Genomic DNA, 20,323 nt, shown 5'->3' with positions numbered 1-20,323 from the left:
TCGGGCTTCTTCATGCCCTCCAGATAGTGCCTCCCGCAGTGGGCGCAGTTTAAAGCGCAGGCGTTGCCCGTGAGCGAGATTGATGGAAATTTTATGCCGGGAATGTAGATTTTGAGCTTTTTCATTTAACTCACCTCAGAAAGGGGTTGTAGGGGGCGAAGCCCCACTCTCGGGGGGAGGGGGTTGGCAAGGACGTGGGAGGTGAAACCCCCCGGTCCTGCGAGGGGAACTTGATGCAGGGGATGTAGATTTTGAGCTTTTTTCGTTCCGTCATCTGGAACACCGATCGAGTTCTCTTTTGGCCATCTGGAGAAAAGTTGGGAAAAATATAACGGTTTTGGGGCAAAAATGGGGAAGAGGGTCACTTCTCCTTGAACAACGGCCACCAGGCCTTCTTTCCGAAGAGGCTCATGAAGGCCGGTCCTATGAAGTAGACGGCGAGCGTTGCGGTCAGGAGCACCCCTGTTGCCAGGGTGAAGCCTATCTCCCGCATTCCCCAGGTGCCGCTGAGGATCAGTGCCCCATAGGTGGTCGCGAGAACCCCCGCCAGCCCGAGCACGAGTTTGTCCATGGTTCCTGCCGCGACCACTAAAGCATCCTCCGGCTCTCTTCTCTCGAACTCGTCCCTGGCCTTCACCAGGTAGAAGCTGTTGTAGTCTATGCCCACCCCCATGAGAACGACGAAGACCATGAGCGGCAGGAACCACATGACCTCCTGTCCAAAGACCCTCTCGAAGAGCCACGTTGATACCCAGATGCTCGTCATGACGCCCAGGAATATGGTGCCGACGGTGGTCGTCACCGCTGGCAGTCCCCTGAGGGTCGGTATCAGCGAGAGGAACATCAGGATAAGAGCTACCGGCAGGATTCTGTGCCAGAAGACGTCGTTGATCCTCTCGCTGAGGTCAAGGCTTAGGGCCGCGTTCCCACCGACGAGGGCGCTCTGGAGCCTTGGATTCCTCTCAACTTCTTCCCTCAGATAGGCCCGCATCTCCCTTATGAGCCTCTTTGCCTCCTCGCTGTTCTCCCCGTACCTCGCGCTCACCTGGATGAGTACCATCCTGCCGTCCCTCGATATGTAGCGGTCCCCTCCCAGGGCCTTTATCTCCTCAAGCGTGAGGTTCTTCAGGGGCTTTCCATAGGGCATCGTCGGGGAGTAGACGGAGGTCACACCTTCCATCTCCAGGAGGTGCTCGCTTATCCTCTCGATTGTCCTTAAATCCCGGTCGCTCAGGGGTCCCTTGAACTCCAGGATCACGTAGTAGGGCGAGGCCACCGCTGCCCCGAACTTCTCCTGGCTCAGCTGGATGAAGTGGTAGGTTTCGCTGTTCTCGGGGAGGAAGAGGGTCATGTCGTGGCTGCCATCGAAGGTGAAGAAGGCGTAGGTCGCCGGGGCGGCTAAGAGCAGTGCGATCAGGAGGACGAGCCTCGCATGTCTTACCGCCCACCCGGCGAGTTTGCTCCTCTCGTGGACGTTTATGTCCTTCAGGTGTTTCTCGAGTTTCCTCGGCCACCAGAAGATCGGCTTGTCCCCCACGAGGGACGTCATGGCGGGGATGAACGTCAGGCTGGCCAGGAGGACCGCAACGACCGCGAGCGGTGCGATGATTCCCATCTGCCTGAACATCGGGAACTCCCATGCCAGAACGAAGCTCGCGAAGGCTATTATGTCCGTTGCTGCACTCGCTAAGACCGCGTCCTTTGAGCGCTTCAGTGCCTCGGCAACGGCCCCCTCGTGGTCATAGCCTTCCGCCAGATACTCTCTAAACCTGTGCAGGTAATAGGTGGCGTAGTCTATTCCAAGGCCGAGGGCTGTAGTCACAGTCAGCATAACCGCCCAGTTGCCGACGCTCATCACGTCCCCCTTGGCCAGGAGGTATATCAAACCGAAGCTCGTCAGGATCGCGGTTCCAACGCCCGTGAATGGCAGTATCGTCGCCAGAACCGCCGCCCCCATGAGGATGAACAGGATTATCAGCGCCCCCACGACGCTGAACTTCGTCGTCTTCTCGTTGTCCTCCTTCCCCAGGACGAACATCTCGTGCAGCTGCACCGGGTTTCCGCCGAGGGCACCGTCAACCTTCGGGAAGTACCTTCCGAACTCCTCGAGGGCTGTTCTCTTGACGATGGTTGCGTTCTCGAAGAGGTACCTGTACTCATCCTGCCCCCTCGCGGGCTTCCCGGCTGGAATGAAGATTATCATCAGGCTCGTGTTGTCCTCGCTTTTGAGGTGCTCGATGTAGGGCCCCATAATGGAGTAGAGGCTCCTGTAAACGTCCTCCGCCACTGGCTCAACGTCTTTTTCGGTTATCGCACTCGGATCGTCCCTGAACCTGTACGCGAGGTCCACGAGCTTGGTAAGGTTTATATCGAGCTCAACTCCCCCGATTCCACCGGCCAGGTACGAGCCTAGTATCTCCGCCACCTTTTTCTTCACCATGGCCTCCAGTTCCCTCCCGCTGAGGGGATATCTCTCCACGACCTCCCTGGCCAGTGAGAGAAGGGCTTTCCTAACGTTCTCCGGCGTTCCGGGGGGAACTGTTTCGGAGAGTCTTTTCTCGAACTCCCTGAGGAAGGTTTCCCTGGCAAGCTTCTCCGGATCGGCACCCCTGTAAAGAGCCCTTACGAGTTCTTCGAGCTCCGCCCCTGCCCTTTCTTCCGGCAGAAGCTTCAAAACCGTCGACACCGTGGCATCTTCCAGGGTCTTGCCGCTGACTATCCCCTCGGGGTTCTCAACAACGGCCGCCACGATTATCTCCGCCGTCTTTTCGGGGTCTGGGACCTTCCCCCTGAGCTCTCCGACGAGTTTCTCCCGGAGCAGATCCGCCGCTATCTTTCCGATGATCCTTTCATCGCCATGGCTCCTGTAAAGGGCGTGGAGCACCTCCCTCGGAAGACTGGGATCGCCCATCACGCGGTATGTGAGGTCCACCGTTGCGTTCTCCAGGAGCCCGGGGTTCTTGAGGAGGGTTCCGCTCGGAACCGGGTCGTAGGCCACGACGGTTTCCACCACCGCTGGGACGAGCGGTTTGAGACTCCCGTTGACCCGTTCGTAGAGTAGATTTTCGAGGGCCCGCTTCCTCTCTTCAAGGGTGAGGTTTGGGTTCTCCGATACCAGCTTTAGATAGGCGGCGTCGGTATCCTTCAGGAGCTTTGAAAGGGAGTTCATCCTGCTGTAGAGATCCGTGAGGTTCTCCCTGAGACTCAGGTACGCCCTGGCGGTCTGGAGCAGGAGCTCTCTCGTGTTCTCGGTCGTGTTGGCGAGGAGATAGACCCTTTCCAGGAACTGTCCGAAGCTCCTGTTGGTCTCAAGCGCCGTTGTGTAGAGCAGCCCCGTGACGTTGGCCGTTGTCCTGGTGAGGTTCAGCGCCAGGGTCCGGCTCCTCACCTCGAGGTTTTCCAGGGCGTCGTAGTAGGAGGTTACGTTGCGGGCGTACCTGCCCTCGACCCTCTCCCTGAAGCGGTGGTAGGCCATCTCTGCCCGGGGATCGTTGACGCTCACGTTTGTGATTATGAGGAAGGTCTGGTTCTCGTTCACGGCCCCCGCGAAGTCTTTCTCCATTATCTTCTGAACTTCCACGGATTCTATGCCGCTCGGGAGCATCTGGTCTATGCTGTAACTCGTGATGCTGTTTATTCTGATCGCCATAGGTGTCATTATCACTATCATGACCAGCCAGATCATTACCACAATTTTAGAATGCCTGGCTATCCACTCGTTCCAGGACACTGCGATCACCCCAACTTTTTTAAGGAGTTTGCAGGAAACTGTCTATGGTTAATGTGTTCATACCAAACATATCGGGCTTTGATATGTCGCTTATAAACATTTCGGAAGTGGTATCATGGACGCCGAGGCCAAGATCGTTAGGAGCATCTTCACGGTCCCCCTCAAGAACCTCATACTCCTCATTATCGGCCTCAAAGGGGAAACTCACGGTTACGAGATAATGAAGGAGATAGAGAAGATAGCGGCAGGGATATGGAAACCGAGCCACGGCAACCTCTACACGATGCTCAACAAGATGGTCGAGGAGGGGCTGATAGAACCCAGGGAGGAGTACCGGGGAAAGAGGAGACTGGTCAGATACAGACTGACCGAGAAAGGCTGGAACTATCTGAGAGAGGCCAACGAGCTTGCCCTGAAGTCCCTCTACACGGCCATTCAGTATCACGAGCTCATGAGGGAGAGGCTCCGGGAGAGGGGTTACGGGAAGGAACTCGCGAGGGAGGCCGTTGAGGAGTACCTGAGGATACTGGACGAGGTGATAACGCTCCTGGAGGCGAAGAGGGACAGACTCAGGGAGATCCTAGCCCGTTCTCCATCACCAGGAGAAACCTCCAGTAGAAGATCTTCCCGAGAATCGCCAGAACGGTGAAGGAACCCAGCACCGGCGCTGAAAGAATAGCCAGCACCCATCGGATCTCTCCAGCCTCCGCGAGGGCCGGAAGAAAGGGCAGTGCGGCCATGATGAAGAGCACCATCGAGTTAAGCCTGGAGAACCAGAGACTCGTCCTGAGTCCCTCTATCTTCCAGAGGACGCTGTTCCGTATACCGACCGCCACGTAGTTGATCGCCGCGCCGATCAGCGCAACCACCGATGTGACCACGAACTCCCTCGGCCCGAAGGGAAAGATGTTCTTCACCACCGCGGAATAGGTGTAGAAGGCGGAGGCGATCATTAGAACCCAGGAGAGGGCCCTAAGCAGGTAAGCCACCGTGAATCTCTTAACCGCCCACCGGCCGAGCTTTCTTCTCACGAACTCGGTCATTCCGACGTAGTACAGGATCGTTGAGGCACCGAGGCAGGCTATTGAGCCGTTGTATGACCTCGTCGAGAGGATGAACGCGAGAAGGATGAATACCTCCGCCAGAATGAGCAGCGGCCGGGGCTTTAGGATGACCTCAACCCTCATCGGATCCACCAAAATTAAAAAGGGGCTCAGAGGAAGGGGTTCCTGAACTTCCTTCCGGGATAGTAGGCGATTCCCTCAAGTTCCTCCTCGATTCTTATCAGCTGGTTGTACTTCGCGTTTCTGTCGCTCCTCGCTGGAGCACCGGTCTTTATCTGGCCGGAGTTGAGGGCAACCGCTATGTCCGCTATGGTTGAGTCCTCCGTCTCCCCAGAGCGGTGGGAGACAACGACACCGTAGCCGGCCCTGAAGGCGGTGTAGGCGGCATCTATGGCCTCGCTGAGCGTTCCTATCTGATTGACCTTGAGGAGGAGCGCATTTGCCGCTCCCATCTCGATGCCCTTTCTTATCCTCTTGGGGTTGGTGACGAAGAGGTCGTCGCCGACGATCTGTATCTTGTCTCCGAGCTCCCTCGTTATAAGGGCGAAGCCCTCCCAGTCCTCCTCGTGGAACGGGTCCTCGATGGAAACTATCGGATAAGTTGAGACGAGCTCCCTGTAAAGCTCGAGGAGCTCTCCCCTGTCGTACTCCTTTCCGGCAACCACGTATTTCCCGATGTCAGGGTGGAAGAACTCGCTCGAGGCCGCATCAATGGCGAAGGCTATCTCGTCACCTGGTTTGTAACCTGCCTCCTCGATGGCCTGGATAAGGACTTCGAAGGGTTCGGTTACCTCCTTCATCGGCGGGGCGAATCCACCCTCGTCTCCAACGTTGATGGCTATTCTTCCGTACTTCTGGGCTATGACACCCTTGAGGACGTGATAGGTCTCGCTAACCCACCTTATGGCCTCGCGGAAGCTGTCTGCTCCGATAGGCATTATCATGAACTCTTGGAAGTCGAGGTCGTTGCCCGCGTGTACTCCACCGTTGATGACGTTGCTCATCGGAACCGGCATAACGTAGGCGTTGGTTCCTCCAATGTACTGGTAGAGCGGTAAACCCAGAGCGTTCGCTGCGGCCTTTGCAACCGCCAGAGAAACGCCGAGGATTGCATTAGCGCCGAGGTTGCTCTTGTTCTCCGTTCCGTCAAGCTCTATCATGAGAGTATCTATGTCCCTCTGCCAGGTGACGTCCATGCCCATTATTTCGGGCGCGATTATCTTGTTGACGTTCTCCACAGCTCTCCTAACTCCCTTCCCAAGGTATCTCTTCCCGCCGTCGCGTAGCTCAACCGCCTCGTGGGTTCCAGTTGAAGCTCCGCTCGGAACCGCTGCCCTTCCCATGCTGACCGGCGTGTATACCTCCACCTCAACTGTCGGGTTTCCCCTGCTGTCGAGTATCTCCCTGGCAATCACTCCAGTAATCTCGAAGGGGTTCTCCATCCCAATCACCTCATGGGGTATTCTCTCCGAGCATATAAAGGTTTTAGCCCGCCGTCGGAACCGATCCGGGACCAAAACTTTTTAAAACCTCCCCGCTTTTCTACTACTGGATGGGCCGGTAGCTCAGCCTGGTATGAGCGCCGCCCTCGCAAGGCGGAGGCCGCGGGTTCAAATCCCGCCCGGTCCACCACACTTCTCCGGAAACCCCTTAAGACTTCGTTGAGTTCTATTCCCGGTGGTTGGGGTGGAGGTAAAACTCCTGAAAGAGCTCGTCTCAATAGAATCCCCAACGGGGAGTGAGGGTGAGATATCGGCCTTTATACAGGATCTTCTCGTCGGTGAGGGAATCCCCGTTGAGACGCTTCCTGTTGAGGGCTTCGGCGATGACATCATAGCACGTCTTCCCGGTAGGGGACCGACGGTGGTTCTGAACGGCCACATGGACACTGTCAGGGCATCCGAGGGCTGGAACAGGGATCCCCTCGGAGAGTTTGAGGGTGACAGATTCTACGGACTGGGCAGCGCGGACATGAAGGGCGGTCTGGCGGCCATTCTTGGCGCGTTCATTGAACTGTCGAGGTTTCCCCTGGAGAAGAGGCCAAACGTTATCTTTACAGCTGTGAGCGATGAAGAGGGCTACTCGCGGGGGGCCTGGGAGCTCATACAGAGCGGGAAGCTTGAGGGGACCGATCTGGTTCTCGTTGCGGAGCCGACCGGCGAGAGCCTGATGCTGGGCGCGAGGGGAAGGCTCGTCGTGATGGTCAGGGCAATCGGTAAGAGGGCGCACGCCGCCAGACCTTACCTCGGGGTAAACGCGATAGAGGAACTCGGAGCCTTCGTGGGAAGCCTTGGAAGGATCCGGCTCAGGAAACACGGACAACTGGGTAGGGGATCCTACTGCACGCTCCACATAGGGGGTTCCGCCGACGGTCTGAGCGTTCCCGATGAGGCAATGGCGATAATCGACCGTCACATCGTTCCCGGCGAGGACTGGGAGAAGGTGAGGGGAGAACTGCTGGCTCTGTGGGAGAAGCTTGGACTCAGGGGGAACGTTGAGATAAGCCGGTTCGAGCGGCCCACTCCTGAGATGCTTCCCTATACTGTGAGACGAAACAGTCACTTCGTCAACCTCTTCCGCTCCGTCCACAGAGCGCTTTTTGGAGGGGATCCTGAGATAACCTACGGGAGGAGCGTCGGAGACTTCAACTACTTCGGAACCTACCTTGGCAGGCCAACCCTTGTCTACGGCCCGATTGGGGGCAACTGGCATTCCGCCGACGAGTGGGTGAGCGTCTCCTCGGTGAAGAGAGTTAAAAAGTTCTACTTGAGTTACCTGCGGGCAATGATTTGAAAAGAAAAGGTGTCAGAGTCTCTTCCCTACTATCGCCCCCACTAGGAAGGCCCCCAGGGCGACGACCGCGACGATGGGCCAGGGGGACTGCCCGGCAGAGGGAGTTTCAGCGGGGGTGTTGCCGGAACCGGAGGGGATCACTATTGGGGGAACCTCACTGGAGTTCTCCTGCGGAACGCTCGCAGGGGGCTTTGAAGAGCCGCCTATGAAGAGTCCCGCCGTTTCTCTGGCGTACTGATAGAATGTCATCGCCGTCTGGAGATCATCGAGACTGCGGGTCTTCTCGGCCCTTTTCTCGTAGCTCTCCGCGAACTCGTAGTAGGCCATCGCCAGTATCGGCGTTACCCCGTTGCTCTGGGCCATCCCTATGGCGGCCCTCGCGTCCTCCTTCATGGTTCTCAGCTTGTCCATCAGAACGGTCCAGTTGTCTATTCCGAGGGTATCGAGGAACACCTGGGCCCTGACCCGTGCCTCCATTGCCGTAAACAGCGCCGCCGAGTACTTTCCGTCCTCATAGTACTGCTCCGCCCTGACGATGCTGTCGCTCAGATCCCCGCCCACGCTGCCGTACATTGACTCTATGTAAGTTACGATCAGGCTGGACTCGTCTATGTACTCACGGGCGGTTGCCTTCACGGTCTCCCTGCTTATCTCCCGTCCGCCCGCGAACCTCTCGCCGAGCCGGGTCCAGAAGACGGATGTCTTTGCCCTCTCGTAGGAGTATGCGGCATCGCCTATGGCGTTCCAGTAGTCGTTGGAGTAGTAGTACTTCCAGGCTTCTTCGAGGAGTTCCTTTGCCTGTTCCACCCTCTCCTCCGCGGCCGCGACGGCCTGTAGCATGGTGATCCCCCTGATCTTAACGCTCTCCACGATCCTTTCGGAGGCGTTTATCTCCTTCTGGGTCATCCTGAGCAGTCTCTGTACATCCCCCGGATCCTTAACGTCGAGGTACCAGTCAACGTGCCTTATGATTATCCTCGCCTGAAAATCCCTGCTGAGGGCCGTGTAGTACCTTCCCCGGGACAGGGCCTCCCGCGACTCGTTGAGTATGGCTCTGGCCTCGTTGAGGGCCTCCATGAGGGTAGCGTAGGTGCCGTAGCCGACGTCACTGTCCTTCAGCTTTCTAAGGGTTTCATTGTAGTATACGCTCGTGTTCTCGTAGTCCTTCAGCGCATCCTCCCTGAGGAAGGAGGTATCTATCCTGATGTAGGCGGGTGCCCGGGGCCTCGGTATCCTGTGGCCTGTGAAGTAGTAGACTGCCTCGTAAATATCCCTAACCTCTATTACCCGAAGGCCCCACCGCTCCCTGGCGTACTCGACCACGTCGACTCTCCTGGTTTGAGTGTGTATCTCAACGACCCCGCCTATCTCCTTCTTCTGGGTCTCCTGGACGTACTGGATCCTCTGACCCTCGGGGATTAGAAACAGCTCCGCGCCGGCGCTGTGGGCCGCGGCCGCTTTCTCCAGTATGCCCCCAACCGGCCCTATGGTTCCATCCGGGTTTATCATGCCCGTCATCATAACCTTTGGATTGACGGGCCAGCCCTTGAGCGCCGCTATTATTCCCACTGTCATCGTTCCTCCGGCAGAGGGACCCCCAATGATCGGGGAGTCCGCCTTCACCTGTATAAAAACGTCGTACTTTCCCATGTCAACTCCCAGAACCTTGCCCGCGACCTGTGCGGCGAGTCTCGCGCTGGCCTGCATGTCCACCTGTGCCAGGGGCCAGGTTTCAACGTAGACGTGGCCGCTTCCGGGGGCAACGGTTATGACGAAGTCGGTCGCAACGCCTATGAGTTCGCCGCTGGAGGTCTTCGAAACGGCAGGTGCCTTGAGAACGACCGTGTGTCCCTCATCCGGGCACTGTGCTGCGGTGAAACCGGAAATGGGTGCCAGCAGCATCAGAACCAACGTCAGTACCGCCAGTTTTTTCATTTTCTCACCTGGTTTCAGGTTGGGGGGCATTAATAAAGCGTTTTTGGTTCATCCCTGAAATTGAGGTCGCACGAATTAAACGTCGGTAAATTCTAATGTTTTAGATAGGTGTAACAAAACCCTTAAAAACTCCCCCGTTTCCCCCGGGTGGGGAGGGATATGGACATCTTCACCAGACTCATCCAGAAGAAGTTCCGCGGAATTGCGGGTGAGAGGTACGAGGAGGTACTCAGGCGATACCGCGAGTTTCTCCTGCTTCCGGAGGAGTTTGTACTCCCGGAGATCAGCTCCGTTCTGATGCCCATTGATCGGTTCTCGGGGGAGATTCCGGAGGGAGTTTACGAGACCCTGAGCGCCTATCCGGGGGCCTCGGTCACGGTCGTTTACATCTCCGAGAGGAAGACCCTCGAGATAATAGAGCAGACCCTTGGACGGGAGGAGGCAGAAAAGCTCAGGAAGGCAAAGCTGGAGTTTGCGAAGAAACTCTCTGAGGAGATAGCCTCCCGTCTTGAGAAGCTCGGTCTCCGCGTGGAGAGGAAGTATTTCATAGGGAGCAAGAGTGACGACGTCATAACCATGATGGAGGAGGGGGACTTTGATCTCCTCGTGGTTTCCAGGAGCTACGGCTCCGAGGTCTCCAGGACGTCTCCGGTGAGTCCGGTGGTCATGAAGATAGTCCAGCACGTCGTGAAGCCGGCGATGGTTTACTGAGGTGAGATCATGGAGCAGGGTATTACGACGCTCGTGGCCGTTGTTGTGTTCCTGGGAGTATACGCCCTCATCATAAGCGAAAAGGTCCACAGGACTGTTGCGGCGCTTTTCGGTGCCGCGCTGATACTCTTCATTCGAATCGTCCCCTGGGATAAACTCCCCGAGTACCTGGATCTGGACACCCTATTCCTCCTCATAGGAATGATGATCATAGTCAACACCGCCAGGGAAAGCGGTCTGTTTGAGTTTATAGCCATAAAAACGGCAAAGCTCGCCAGGGGGAGCCCCATGAAAGTTCTCCTTCTGTTCTCACTAGTCACGGCACTTGTTAGCTCTGTTCTCGACAACGTCACCACCGTCCTGCTCCTTACGCCGATGTTGCTCTACATAACCCGGCTCATGGATGTTAACCCCGTCCCGTTCCTCCTGGCTGAGGTCTTTGCCTCGAACATCGGTGGAACCGCCACCCTCATCGGTGATCCCCCCAACATAATGATAGGCTCCGCCGCGGGACTGAGCTTCAACGAGTTCCTCGTTAACATGGGGCCCATAGCGGCCGTTGACCTGGTCCTCTCACTTGGCCTGATATACCTGATCTACCGCGGGGCGATGAGGGTTGATGAGAAGAAGAAGCGCAGCATAACGTCCATTATAGAGAGCCTCCGCGAGGAGGAGGCCATACGGGACCATTCACTCTTCAGGAAATCGGTCATCGTCATCCTGGCCGTTATCGGTCTCTTCTTCGTTCACGACAAACTCGGTCTGGAGCCGGCAGTCGTTGCGCTCTTTGGAGCTTCGGTTCTCCTGATATGGAGCGGTATGGAGCCAGACGAGATACTGGAGAAGGTGGAGTGGACGGCGATATTCTTCTTCGTCGGTCTATTTATCCTCGTCGGGGCGCTGGTTGAGACGGGGGTCATAAACGGGATAGCGAGCTGGGTGACCGGGCATATACACAGCACCGGGGAGGCCCTGGTGATAATCACCTGGTTCTCGGCCATAGCCTCTGCAATAGTCGATAACATTCCCCTCACTGCCGCGATGATCCCGCTGATAAAGGCGATGGGCAGTTCGATGAACATCTACCCCCTATGGTGGGCCCTCTCCCTTGGGGCGTGTCTCGGCGGTAACGGTACTGCCATAGGGGCGAGCGCGAACGTTGTGGTAATCGGAATAGCGGCGCGCGAGGGGATCAGGATCAGCTTTGTGGAGTTCCTGAAGGTTGGTTTAGTCGTGATGATCGTCACCGTGGCCGCGGGAATGGCTATCCTCTGGGTCAGGTACATAGGGGTGTGAGGCATGAAGGTACTCGTGCTTATAGACGGGTCAAAGTGGAGCCAGAAGGCGGCGCTTCACGCCATAGCCATAGTCAAGCGAAAGGGGGGAAAGGTGATACTCTTTTCGGTACTGGACCGCAGAGAGGCCAAGGCGATGGCCTTCAACCTTGGTCTCGTCAGTGAAAATCTTAAGGATGTCCAGAAGTTCGAGGAGACCATCTGGCGGGACATGAAGAAGAGCATCAGAAACATAATGGTCAACCTGCTCGAGTTCTGCCAGAAACAGAACGTCAACTGCTCCTTCAGAGTGGTTGAAGGACCAACGAGGGAAAAAATCCTGGAGGAGGCCAACTCCGGACAGTACTCCCTCGTCGTGATGGGCGCCTACGGGAGGAGCGGAAAGACCAGGATAGGATCGCTCCTCGAGGACGTGGTTGGTCTCATCGAACCGCCGGTGATGATCGTCCGCTAGCGCCTCCACATCGAGACGAGGAGTAGACCCAGCACCATAACCTCCAGGATGGCGGTTACAACGCCAACGTCCCTCTCTATCCATGAGGCGAGACTGAGGCCCTCTATCACCTTCTTCAGGGCGAGGAGAATGAAGGCCATCAGAAGGTAGAGTGCGGGCCTCAGATGACTCTTCCGATAGGCAACGAAGGACACCCAGGCCAGCAGAAGTGAAAGGACCATCGTCACAATCGCGAGGAGCAGCTCCATCATTCCCAGCCACCCCCAGCCAGCAGGTCTATCAGACCATCGGCAAGTTTGTCCCACAGACCGGGCCGGTATTCATTCACGAGCCTTAGCACCGTTTCAGGATCATATGCAAGCGTGTAGATCACGTTTCTCCCCTTCTTCTCCGCCCTCACAACCCCCAGCTTGAGGAGTTCGCTCATATGATAGTTGATCGTTGGCTGGCTGATGCCGAGGGCCTCCGCGAGTTCTTTCTGCATCATTGGGCGGTTCATCAGAAGGAGCAGGATGTTCCTCCGGGTTTCTGTGGAGATCGCTATGAGCAATCTCTGGGCATCTTCCTCCATTCTCCCCGGAAAGATGTAGCGTCTCCTTCCCACTTTCCTTGAAAACACCCTGCCTTCCTTCTCGAGCCTCGCCAGGTGATACTGCAGGTCACCTATCCCGAGCCCCAGCTCCCTTGCCAGGGCCCTGAAGGTTATTCCGGGCTTCCGCTGAATCGTCGCGAGTATTTCCCTTCTCCTCTCTCCGGTCATGTTTCCGCGGAACTCATATAAGCGAACCCCTTTTATGTCCACCGGTGGTGGAATGGAGAACCTCCTGAGGAAGGCTGATGAACTTGCGAGGCACTACGGCGTATCCTACTACGAAATGCGCATCGAGAGGGTGATTGAATCGGCCATCGTGACCTCTAACGGCCAGCTTGACGAATTCTCCCTCAACGAGGAAGTGGGGATAGGAGTAAGGACTTTCAACGGTGCGTGGGGCTTTTCGAGCGCCAACGATGTGAGCAGGGCGGGGGAGGCCATAGAAACGGCCATGAAGATAGCGAAGCTCTCGGAGGGAAACTCCAGGATTTACACTGGAGACCCCGTCGTTGACAGCGTCGAGATCAAAGCAAAAAAGCCATTCACGGAAATCGACGTCGAGAAAAAGCTGGCCCTCGTGAAGGAAACCGACTCGCTCCTCAAAGGCGAGAAAATCGCGAACAGGTCCGTTTACTACGGTGACAGCGTCAGGAAACAGCTCTACTTCAACTCCCTCGGGAGCGAGATAGAGACGGTTGTGCCGAGGATACGCTTCGGCTTCTCGGTCACGGCCAGAGAGAACGGCGGGATGCAGACCTACTGGAAGAGCTTCGGTGGAACCGCCGGCTGGGAGCTGGTCGAGGAAACAGACCTCCCCCACTGGACGGATTTCGTGAAGGAAAAGGCACTCTCGCTCCTCCACGCTCAGGCACCGCCCTCAGGGACGTTCGACGTTGTGATGGATCCGGAACTCACCGGCGTCTTCATCCACGAGGCCCTCGGTCATGCAGTCGAGGCCGATTCAGTTAAGAACGGCGACAGCATCTTAGCCGGAAAGCTCGGGGAGAAGATAGCTGTTGAAGGCCTGAACGTCGTGGACGATCCAACCCTGCCGGGCAAGTTCGGTTCTTACATATACGACGACGAGGGGATTAAGGCAAAGCGCGTCGAGCTGGTAAGGGACGGAATTTTAGCGAACTACCTCAACGACCGCGAGACGAGCGCTTTGCTTGGCCTCGAGCCCAACGGCCACGGAAGGGCCCAGGGTTATGCATACCAGCCGCTCGTGAGGATGGGTAACACCTACGTCGAGCCAGGCGACTGGAGCTTTGACGAGATGCTCGAGGAGGTCGAGAACGGCCTCTACATGATTGGAGACAAGGGCGGCCAGGTTGATACGGCAGGGGGAACCTTCACCTTTGGAGCCAAGGAGGGCTACATCATAGAGAAGGGCGAGATAAAGGCGCAGGTGAGGGATGTTGCCCTCTCGGGGAAGATATTGGACGTGCTCAAGAACATCAGGGCGATTGGAGACGATACAAGAATCGAGTTCCCCGGCTACTGCGGCAAGGGACAGGTCGTTCCCGTTGATGATGGGGGGCCGCACGTCCTCACGAGGGCTCTGGTTGGGGGCATGCGCTAGGGAGAGGTTAACGTTTCATTTCCTTCTATCTTTACTTCAACGACCGCCCAGCCCTTCCAGCCGTCCTCACCGAAGGCGACGATGTAGAGGTAGTAGGTCTTTCCCGGAGTTGCTCCTAATGTGCCTATCCTCACCTCGAAGGTTCCGTTCTTCCCGGGTTCCACCTCAACAGTTTCCGGCCTTATCTCGACCTTCGGCTCGGAAACCGGCTCAAGCCTCGACTCCAGACCGTTCCAGGCGTATCGGACAAACGTATCGGCGAGGTAGGCTTTGAGCTCCACTTTTCCGCGGTGGTAACCGGTGGTGCTTTCCCCGCTGGAGGACGAGACCCTATACTCCCTGGCGAAGACGAGTCCCTTTAGGGTGACAGTTCTGTTTACGGGAACCGCCAGGCCGTAGTGGTCTATCATGACCTCGCCATCCCCGATGAGAATGTTGCCGGCATTGAACTCGCCGTAGCCTGGAGGGATAACCTGCGATTCAGTGGTGTCCCCACGGGGCCCGCTGATGCACCCGCCCGCCAGGAGCATTAGGGTAATCATCGCGACAGGATAAACCTTTCGTATCATCGTTCCACCTTTCTTAGTTCCCAAGGGGACACTTAACACTTCCCATCGCTTCAATCTCCTCTGAAGTCATGGGAAGGGGAGCATCCAACGGCTCGAATACCTTTTAAGCTCCGGCCGGAAGTTATGCGGGATGCCGATGATGGACGGGCTGGTCGCGATACTCGATGGAAAGAACGTTGAATGGGAGATCTACTGGGAGAGGGGTACTGTGAGCTCCTTCAGGATAGAGCGCGAGAGCCTTGAGCGCTCCCAGAGGAAGTTCTACTCCGGGATAGGTCTCAGGATTGGCTACGGGGATAAACTCGGCTTCTCCTACATCACCGGCCTGAACCACGACAGGAAAACCCTTGAGGACTTCGTGGAGAGAACCATTAAGCTGGCGAGGGTGAGTGAGGTCCCCTTTGTTGGTTTTCCCGAACCCGGAAAACCTGCTAAGGTTGAGAACCTCTACGACCGCAGGATAGAGGAGATGTCCTTTGAGGAGGCCCATTCATTGGCCTCCGACTTCGCGGGACTGATGGTTGAACTCAAAGGCGATGCTACCCTCTCAGGTTCCCTCGCCTTCGGTGTGAATGCCCGCGGTCTCTTGAACTCCAACGGTGTTGAGCTGGAGGATCGCTCGACGGGAATGAGTGTTTCCGTCTACGCGGTCCTCGGCACAGGGACGGGCTCCCACTACCAGTCCTACCGCTTGCTCCCACCCCTCGGGGAACTCGAAAAAGGCATCCGCGAGGCCCTCCACGATGCGGAGCTTAGCGCGAGGGCGAAGCCGATTGATGGCCACTCCGGGGAGGTCCTACTCGAGCCGGGGGCTTTTCATTCTGTTCTCTCGATATTCCTCGAGAACGTCTTTGGCGACAGCGTCTACTTCGGGAGGAGCAGATTCTCATCGCCTGGTGAAGAGGTGGGAAGCGAGTGCCTGACCATCCTCGACGACGCCACCCTTCCGGCCGGTTCCGGGAGCTATCCCTTCGACGGCGAGGGCGTTCCCGGTCAGAGGACGGTTCTCATTGAAAACGGCGTTCTCAAATCCTTCCTCCTCGACCACACCTACGCCTCCTTCCTCGGAATGGAGAGCACCGGCAACGCGGTCAGGGACTTCAGGACTAAGCCGCGCATAGGGACGAGCAACCTCGTCGTTGAACAGGGAAAGGAATCACTGGAGGACTTCGAGGGGGTCGTCATCAAAGAGGTATTCGGCGAGCATACGGCCAACCCGGTAAGCGGGGACTTCTCTCTCACCATAGGACTCGGCTACGTCGTGGAGAAAGGTGATGTTAAGCCCTTCCGCGATAACATGCTCACCGGAAACGTCTTCGAGCTTCTGAAGTCCATAACCGCCGTTGGGAGGAACCCCGTCCGCCTGGGGGACTTCGTTTCTCCCCGCGTTCTGGTCGTGGCCAGGGTTGTGTAACCCTCGCTAGTTTTATATATCCGGGGACTTAACTGTCCATGGTGATGGCGGATGGTTGTAAAAGACGTCTTCGACCTGTTCTCGCACCTCGTTCCCGGTGAGACGGTTCTGGTTGAGTACCCTTCAGAGTTTCCGGTTGAGATCCTCTTCTCGAAGCTCCTTGCGTGGGCGGAGAAGAGGAGTATCCCGGTTGTCGTGGATGATGTCCTCGATACCTTTCCCCAGTATCTCTCGCGGCTTGAAGTCAGGTCCCAGGACGTTGGAAAAATCTCCTCGGTTCCGGTCATAAAGATAGGCGGCCGCTGGAAGGCCGGAAACGTGGTCGGGAGCGTTGACGTTGACAAGCACTTCCTCGACACCGAGTACTACGAAAGGGTCTACGCTAAGGTCTCCGGGGGTAAGTTCGTCCTCAATCCAGTTTTGGGATTCTACAAGTTCTTTCTGGGTCTTCAGGGCAGGGAGCTTCTCCGTCTCTTACGGAACATCTCGACCTTCGTCGGGAGAAGGGATCGTATTGCGGTTTACTTCATCAACGCGGACGTCGTTAAAAGCGATCCCTCCTGTGGGGGCTATCACGTCTTCAGGGAGGTGTCCACGACCATCGTTTCCATCGAACACTCCGGTGATGGCTACGTTGCCAGGGTTCCGAAGGCCGCGGACGAGGGGATCATAGGCGCCAAAATCCCGGTGCCGTGAGGTTTATAAGTCCCCTTCTTTATCACCTTCGGTGATATGGTTTGGGAAGGCGCTTGGGTCCAGTAGCCCTACTGTTTGCTTTACTCATTCTATCCCCGCTGGCGTCTGCCCATACTTACATGGTCCCAGAGAGGGGCGTAATCTACCAGGTCATGATCGACCGCTTTTACGACGGCAATCAGAGCAACGACGATCCATTCTACGATTCGAACCACAGGAACTACCGCCTCTACTGGGGCGGCGACCTTGAGGGTCTCATCGATAAGCTCGACTACATCAAAAGCCTCGGCGTTTCTATGATATGGGTCTCCCCGCTGGACGACAACATCAACAGGATGGCCTCCGGAAGCGCCCCGTACCACGGCTACTGGACGCGGGACTACAAGGGAATAGAGGAGCACTTCGGGGACTGGAGCGACTTCAAGCGTTTAACTGAGGAAGCGAGAAAGAGGGGAATCTGCGTGATAGTTGACTACGTGCCCAACCACGCCGGCCCGGCTACCGACGGAGAGTTCGGCTCCCTCTATGACAATGGGACGAAGGTCACCGACTATTACAAGGACGCCAAGAAGGCAAGGCTCAACCCATACACCGGAAGCAGGGAGGCGGTATACCACCACAACGGGGACATAAAGGAGTGGCGCGGCTTCCAGCTCAAGTACGCGAACCTCTACGGTTTAGCCGACTTCAACCAGCTCAACCCCTGGGTGGATTCCTACTTAACGGATGGGGCCAGGCTCTTCGTCGAGAACGGCGCCTGCGGCTTCAGGATAGATGCAGCCAAGCACATGGACCTCGGCTGGCTTGAGAGCTTCTACCTCCGCCTCTACTCGGAGAGGCCGCTTTTCATCTACGGCGAGTACTATGCCCTCTCCACTGACAGAACCGCGGATCTCTACGACTTCTACCGCTACTCCAACGTCTCACCCCTCCTCGCGATTCCCATCAGGGGTGATATGGCGCGAACCTTCGCCTTCCTCGGCAGTCTGAAGGACCTCTCGGAGGAGCTTTCCTCCTACTACTCCCTCTTCGTCTACCCGAACAAGCAGGTGAACTTCCTCGACAGCCACGATCTGGTCCGCTTCCTCAACATGGCAGACAGGAGGGACAAAATGGAGCGCTTCCACATGGCCCTCGCCTTGACGATGACGCTCCCCGGAATCCCGGTTATCTACTACGGCGACGAGAGCTACCTCGTGAGCAGGGACGGGAAGGGCGATCCCTACAACAGGCCGATGATGGTCTTCAATAACACCACCGAGGCGGCGCGCATCATTAGAACCCTTGCGGAGCTTAGGAAGATCAACGACGCTTTAGCGTTTGGCAACTTCAGAACTCTCTATGCCAACTACTCCACCTGGGCCTTTGAGAGGACCTTTGGGGCGCATAAACTCCTCGTCACCATGAACAAAGGCTCCCCGAGGGACCTCACATTAAACCTCGATTGGCCGGACGGGGTTTATCGCGATGCCCTCTACAATGCCGAGATGGCTGTAAAGGACGGGACGGCTACGCTGACTCTCCAGAAGGACGGCTTCTACGTCTTCCACATCGAGCGCCCGCAGGAGAGGCCGCTCATCGGTTCTCTAACCCCCTCCACGGCCCGGCCTGGCCAGGAAATCCTCATCGGTGGCGCCGGCTTCGGGGAGAGTGGGAGGGTTATCGTTGGTGGCAGAGAAGCGGAGGTGCTCTCCTGGAACTCCACAGCTATACTCGTCCGCGTTCCAAAGGTCGAAACCTCCTCCGCGTGGGTGAACGTCACTGTCGAGAGTAATGGAAAGAGAAGCAACCCGGCTAAGCTCCGCTACTACTCCGGAAACGACGTTCCCGCGCTGGTCGTGATCAACGGGACGAACCTGAGGGGCCAGCTCTGGATACGGGGCAACATCTCCGAGCTTGCCGAACCTAGGCCGCTCCTGAGGTCATCGAGGGGCTACTACTTCACCGTTGTTCCCCTTCCGAACGGAACTGTTTTCTCGGTCAGACTCTACCGCGGCCTGCCCTGGGAAAAGCTGGAACCTCTCAACGTCACCCTCTACGGGATCGGTGGCAGGACCGTGGTACTCACACTGGAACCGCCGGTATGCCCCACGACTACGGTCGTCCACAGCCCGATCGGGACGAACCCGGTCCCCTACATCGCCCCTGCTGTTCTCCTGCTGATCGTGGCGACGGTAGTGTTCAGGAGGAGGGGTTAGACCTCCTCTTCATCACATCCGGAAGCATCCCAAGGTTATCGAGCAGCTCGACCTCCCACTCCGCCAGGCTCGGACAAACAGTGCATCCCAGCCGGTAGAAGCCCGCGTAGTAGAGGGGATGGAGGTCAAAGCCCCTCAAGAGGATGAAGAGCTGGACCATGAGCCCGCTCCAGAACTTCACGGGCATGACCTCGATGAACTCGCCCAGGATGTCGTTTCTCCTCACCACGACCGGTGGCTTGAGCCTCCTCCTCGCGCTCTCCCCGTCCCTGTCACCGACCACCAGTAAGGGCCTCTCGAGGTCTTCGACGGCCTTGTATAGGGCTTCGACCTTCATCCTCGTGCACCATCTGTTGGAGTGGGTCGGCATGCCGAACCTTTCGATGGGCATCGGAACCTCGACCTTTATCAGCTCGACGCCGAGCCTTTTCGCCAGTTCCTCCACGTATTCGTCCGTCCCCGGCATCTCATACTCCATCCTGACGTAGACCGCCCGTACCCTGCCGAAGACCTCCCTCGCGAGGATTAAAGCAGCGGTGGAGTCCTTGCCGCCGCTCCAGGGGACGACCACGTCGTAGTCCTTAAACCTCTCCAGGAAAGCCCTGCTCGCCCCGGCGAAGGTCTCTATGTATCCCTCGTTGGCTTTCAGGATGGATTCGAGGGGGACGTCCTCCGTGCACGGGCACCTCCAGAGGACCTCCGTAGGAAAGCCGAGCTTCTTGCTGACCTCGGCGACCCTGTTCGGTCCTGAGAAATAGACCTCTTGGTTCATCAACTTCCTCAGAACGAGGGAGTTTTCGCCGAGTTCAACTTTGAGAATTGACCTCATGGCCCTTCTGAAACCCTCGCCGAGTGCCAGGTAGACGTCGTAATCGGGATGGATTTCGATTCCGAAGGGATTCTCGGGGTTGAGCTTGTAAGCACCGTCCCATTCGATTCCGAGGCGAAAGCGGGCCTTTATCTCCTCCAGGTTGGCGTGGAGCTCGTCCGTCCGCATGTTCCTTACCCGTTTCGTCCTCAAGAGCCTCGCGTAGAAGGGCTTTCCGCTCTCCCTCAGGATCGGGAGGAGTTCCTTCATGAGGTCTCTCTCGCTCTCGCCGAGGAGCAGGATCGGGATGTACGGCTTCCGGAGAACTTCTTCAAGGTTCTCGATGACCTCCTCCTTCCGCCTTCCCCCGCCGAGGCTCTCCACACTCAAAAAACCGCCGTAGCTCCTCTCGTTGAGGTACTGGAGGGCCTTGGCATCTTTTCTGGCCCGGGTTATTACGGTGAACATGGGGCGGGTTTGAG

The 20,323-nt window shown here is 57.1% G+C and carries 17 protein-coding genes, 1 tRNA gene and 1 pseudogene; 10 read left to right on the top strand and 9 right to left on the bottom strand.

From position 1 onward, the window contains the following. Together MV985_RS02470 and MV985_RS02465 are read right to left on the bottom strand one after the other, a co-directional pair. A pseudogene (locus MV985_RS02470) lies at positions 1 to 125 on the bottom strand (radical SAM protein); the annotation flags it as partial. Positions 126 to 361: 236 nt separating this feature from the next. Continuing rightward, positions 362 to 3,730, bottom strand: a complete 3,369-nt coding sequence (locus tag MV985_RS02465) for an MMPL family transporter (protein ID WP_297460419.1) — start codon at positions 3,728 to 3,730, stop codon at positions 362 to 364. Positions 3,731 to 3,845: 115 nt separating this feature from the next. Between MV985_RS02465 and MV985_RS02460 the strand changes: the two genes are divergently transcribed. Then, the gene (locus MV985_RS02460; protein ID WP_297460409.1) at positions 3,846 to 4,379 is read left to right on the top strand and encodes a PadR family transcriptional regulator; all 534 of its coding nucleotides are present in this window, start codon (positions 3,846 to 3,848) and stop codon (positions 4,377 to 4,379) included. On the opposite strand, the gene MV985_RS02455 is transcribed toward MV985_RS02460, so the two are convergent. Both MV985_RS02455 and eno read right to left on the bottom strand, forming a co-directional pair. Then, complete coding sequence (locus tag MV985_RS02455; RefSeq protein ID WP_297460400.1) at positions 4,300 to 4,917, bottom strand: hypothetical protein; 618 nt, start codon at positions 4,915 to 4,917, stop codon at positions 4,300 to 4,302. The genes MV985_RS02460 and MV985_RS02455 overlap by 80 nt on opposite strands. A 26-nt stretch (positions 4,918 to 4,943) precedes the next feature. Next, a complete protein-coding gene (gene eno, locus MV985_RS02450; RefSeq protein ID WP_297460473.1) occupies positions 4,944 to 6,236 on the bottom strand; it encodes a phosphopyruvate hydratase in 1,293 nt (430 codons plus the stop codon). Between the two features lie 112 nt (positions 6,237 to 6,348). Here eno and MV985_RS02445 point away from each other — a divergent pair. After that, positions 6,349 to 6,426 (top strand) — tRNA-Ala (locus MV985_RS02445). A gap of 54 nt (positions 6,427 to 6,480) precedes the next feature. Beyond that, on the top strand, positions 6,481 to 7,587 hold the full coding sequence (locus MV985_RS02440) for a M20/M25/M40 family metallo-hydrolase (protein WP_297460465.1): 1,107 nt from the start codon (positions 6,481 to 6,483) through the stop codon (positions 7,585 to 7,587). Positions 7,588 to 7,599: 12 nt separating this feature from the next. On the opposite strand, the gene MV985_RS02435 is transcribed toward MV985_RS02440, so the two are convergent. Continuing rightward, positions 7,600 to 9,522, bottom strand: a complete 1,923-nt coding sequence (locus MV985_RS02435; RefSeq protein ID WP_297460393.1) for a S16 family serine protease — start codon at positions 9,520 to 9,522, stop codon at positions 7,600 to 7,602. A gap of 147 nt (positions 9,523 to 9,669) precedes the next feature. Here MV985_RS02435 and MV985_RS02430 point away from each other — a divergent pair, with 147 nt between their 5' ends. From MV985_RS02430 to MV985_RS02420, 3 genes are read left to right on the top strand one after another with little or no spacing between them, the layout of a single operon-like run. After that, the gene (locus MV985_RS02430; protein ID WP_366085104.1) at positions 9,670 to 10,233 is read left to right on the top strand and encodes a universal stress protein; all 564 of its coding nucleotides are present in this window, start codon (positions 9,670 to 9,672) and stop codon (positions 10,231 to 10,233) included. Positions 10,234 to 10,242: 9 nt separating this feature from the next. Continuing rightward, positions 10,243 to 11,529 (top strand): ArsB/NhaD family transporter, encoded by a 1,287-nt coding sequence (locus MV985_RS02425; RefSeq protein WP_297460391.1) that lies wholly within the window; start codon positions 10,243 to 10,245, stop codon positions 11,527 to 11,529. A 3-nt stretch (positions 11,530 to 11,532) separates the two neighbouring features. After that, positions 11,533 to 11,982, top strand: a complete 450-nt coding sequence (locus MV985_RS02420; RefSeq protein WP_297460383.1) for a universal stress protein — start codon at positions 11,533 to 11,535, stop codon at positions 11,980 to 11,982. Here the strand turns inward: MV985_RS02420 and MV985_RS02415 are convergent. Then, positions 11,979 to 12,233: a hypothetical protein gene (locus tag MV985_RS02415; RefSeq protein WP_297460377.1), complete on the bottom strand. Its 255-nt coding sequence runs from the start codon at positions 12,231 to 12,233 to the stop codon at positions 11,979 to 11,981. The two genes, MV985_RS02420 and MV985_RS02415, sit on opposite strands and share 4 nt — an antisense overlap. Next, complete coding sequence (locus MV985_RS02410; protein WP_297460373.1) at positions 12,230 to 12,742, bottom strand: metalloregulator ArsR/SmtB family transcription factor; 513 nt, start codon at positions 12,740 to 12,742, stop codon at positions 12,230 to 12,232. Before MV985_RS02410 ends, MV985_RS02415 begins: the two co-directional genes overlap by 4 nt. 52 nt (positions 12,743 to 12,794) lie before the next feature. Here MV985_RS02410 and MV985_RS02405 point away from each other — a divergent pair, with 52 nt between their 5' ends. Next, entirely contained in the window at positions 12,795 to 14,156 is a 1,362-nt protein-coding gene (locus MV985_RS02405) for a TldD/PmbA family protein (RefSeq protein WP_297460372.1), read from the top strand. Here MV985_RS02405 and MV985_RS02400 read toward each other — a convergent pair. Then, the gene (locus MV985_RS02400; RefSeq protein ID WP_297460365.1) at positions 14,153 to 14,725 is read right to left on the bottom strand and encodes a hypothetical protein; all 573 of its coding nucleotides are present in this window, start codon (positions 14,723 to 14,725) and stop codon (positions 14,153 to 14,155) included. The two genes, MV985_RS02405 and MV985_RS02400, sit on opposite strands and share 4 nt — an antisense overlap. Positions 14,726 to 14,861: 136 nt before the next feature. On the opposite strand from MV985_RS02400, the gene MV985_RS02395 reads away from it, so the two are divergent. From MV985_RS02395 to MV985_RS02385, 3 genes are all read left to right on the top strand, one after another. Next, positions 14,862 to 16,139 (top strand): TldD/PmbA family protein, encoded by a 1,278-nt coding sequence (locus MV985_RS02395; RefSeq protein WP_297460451.1) that lies wholly within the window; start codon positions 14,862 to 14,864, stop codon positions 16,137 to 16,139. 51 nt (positions 16,140 to 16,190) lie between these two features. Continuing rightward, a complete protein-coding gene (locus MV985_RS02390) occupies positions 16,191 to 16,835 on the top strand; it encodes a DUF257 family protein (protein ID WP_297460358.1) in 645 nt (214 codons plus the stop codon). A 119-nt stretch (positions 16,836 to 16,954) separates the two neighbouring features. After that, the gene (locus tag MV985_RS02385) at positions 16,955 to 19,033 is read left to right on the top strand and encodes an alpha-amylase family glycosyl hydrolase (protein ID WP_297460443.1); all 2,079 of its coding nucleotides are present in this window, start codon (positions 16,955 to 16,957) and stop codon (positions 19,031 to 19,033) included. On the opposite strand, the gene MV985_RS02380 is transcribed toward MV985_RS02385, so the two are convergent. Beyond that, entirely contained in the window at positions 19,017 to 20,309 is a 1,293-nt protein-coding gene (locus MV985_RS02380) for a phosphoadenosine phosphosulfate reductase family protein (RefSeq protein WP_297460352.1), read from the bottom strand. The two genes, MV985_RS02385 and MV985_RS02380, sit on opposite strands and share 17 nt — an antisense overlap. Between the last annotated feature and the right edge of the window lie 14 nt (positions 20,310 to 20,323).

The organism is Thermococcus sp., from assembly GCF_027012695.1.
Taxonomy (GTDB): Archaea; Methanobacteriota_B; Thermococci; order Thermococcales; family Thermococcaceae; genus Thermococcus.
Note: the sequence above shows the minus strand (reverse complement) of the source record. Positions and strands in the feature narration are given on the sequence as shown.

Bases quoted from the DNA above. Each gene is read 5' to 3' on its own strand.
- MV985_RS02425 (WP_297460391.1), top strand. From the start codon at position 10,243: ATGGAGCAGGGTATTACGACGCTCGTGGCCGTTGTTGTGTTCCTGGGA.
- MV985_RS02460 (WP_297460409.1), top strand. From the start codon at position 3,846: ATGGACGCCGAGGCCAAGATCGTTAGGAGCATCTTCACGGTCCCCCTC.
- MV985_RS02390 (WP_297460358.1), top strand. From the start codon at position 16,191: ATGGTTGTAAAAGACGTCTTCGACCTGTTCTCGCACCTCGTTCCCGGT.
- MV985_RS02405 (WP_297460372.1), top strand. From the start codon at position 12,795: ATGGAGAACCTCCTGAGGAAGGCTGATGAACTTGCGAGGCACTACGGC.
- eno (WP_297460473.1), bottom strand. From the start codon at position 6,236: ATGGAGAACCCCTTCGAGATTACTGGAGTGATTGCCAGGGAGATACTC.
- MV985_RS02435 (WP_297460393.1), bottom strand. From the start codon at position 9,522: ATGAAAAAACTGGCGGTACTGACGTTGGTTCTGATGCTGCTGGCACCC.
- MV985_RS02420 (WP_297460383.1), top strand. From the start codon at position 11,533: ATGAAGGTACTCGTGCTTATAGACGGGTCAAAGTGGAGCCAGAAGGCG.
- MV985_RS02455 (WP_297460400.1), bottom strand. From the start codon at position 4,917: ATGAGGGTTGAGGTCATCCTAAAGCCCCGGCCGCTGCTCATTCTGGCG.
- MV985_RS02395 (WP_297460451.1), top strand. From the start codon at position 14,862: ATGATGGACGGGCTGGTCGCGATACTCGATGGAAAGAACGTTGAATGG.
- MV985_RS02380 (WP_297460352.1), bottom strand. From the start codon at position 20,309: ATGTTCACCGTAATAACCCGGGCCAGAAAAGATGCCAAGGCCCTCCAG.
- MV985_RS02400 (WP_297460365.1), bottom strand. From the start codon at position 14,725: ATGATACGAAAGGTTTATCCTGTCGCGATGATTACCCTAATGCTCCTG.
- MV985_RS02410 (WP_297460373.1), bottom strand. From the start codon at position 12,742: ATGACCGGAGAGAGGAGAAGGGAAATACTCGCGACGATTCAGCGGAAG.
- MV985_RS02415 (WP_297460377.1), bottom strand. From the start codon at position 12,233: ATGATGGAGCTGCTCCTCGCGATTGTGACGATGGTCCTTTCACTTCTG.
- MV985_RS02385 (WP_297460443.1), top strand. From the start codon at position 16,955: ATGGTCCCAGAGAGGGGCGTAATCTACCAGGTCATGATCGACCGCTTT.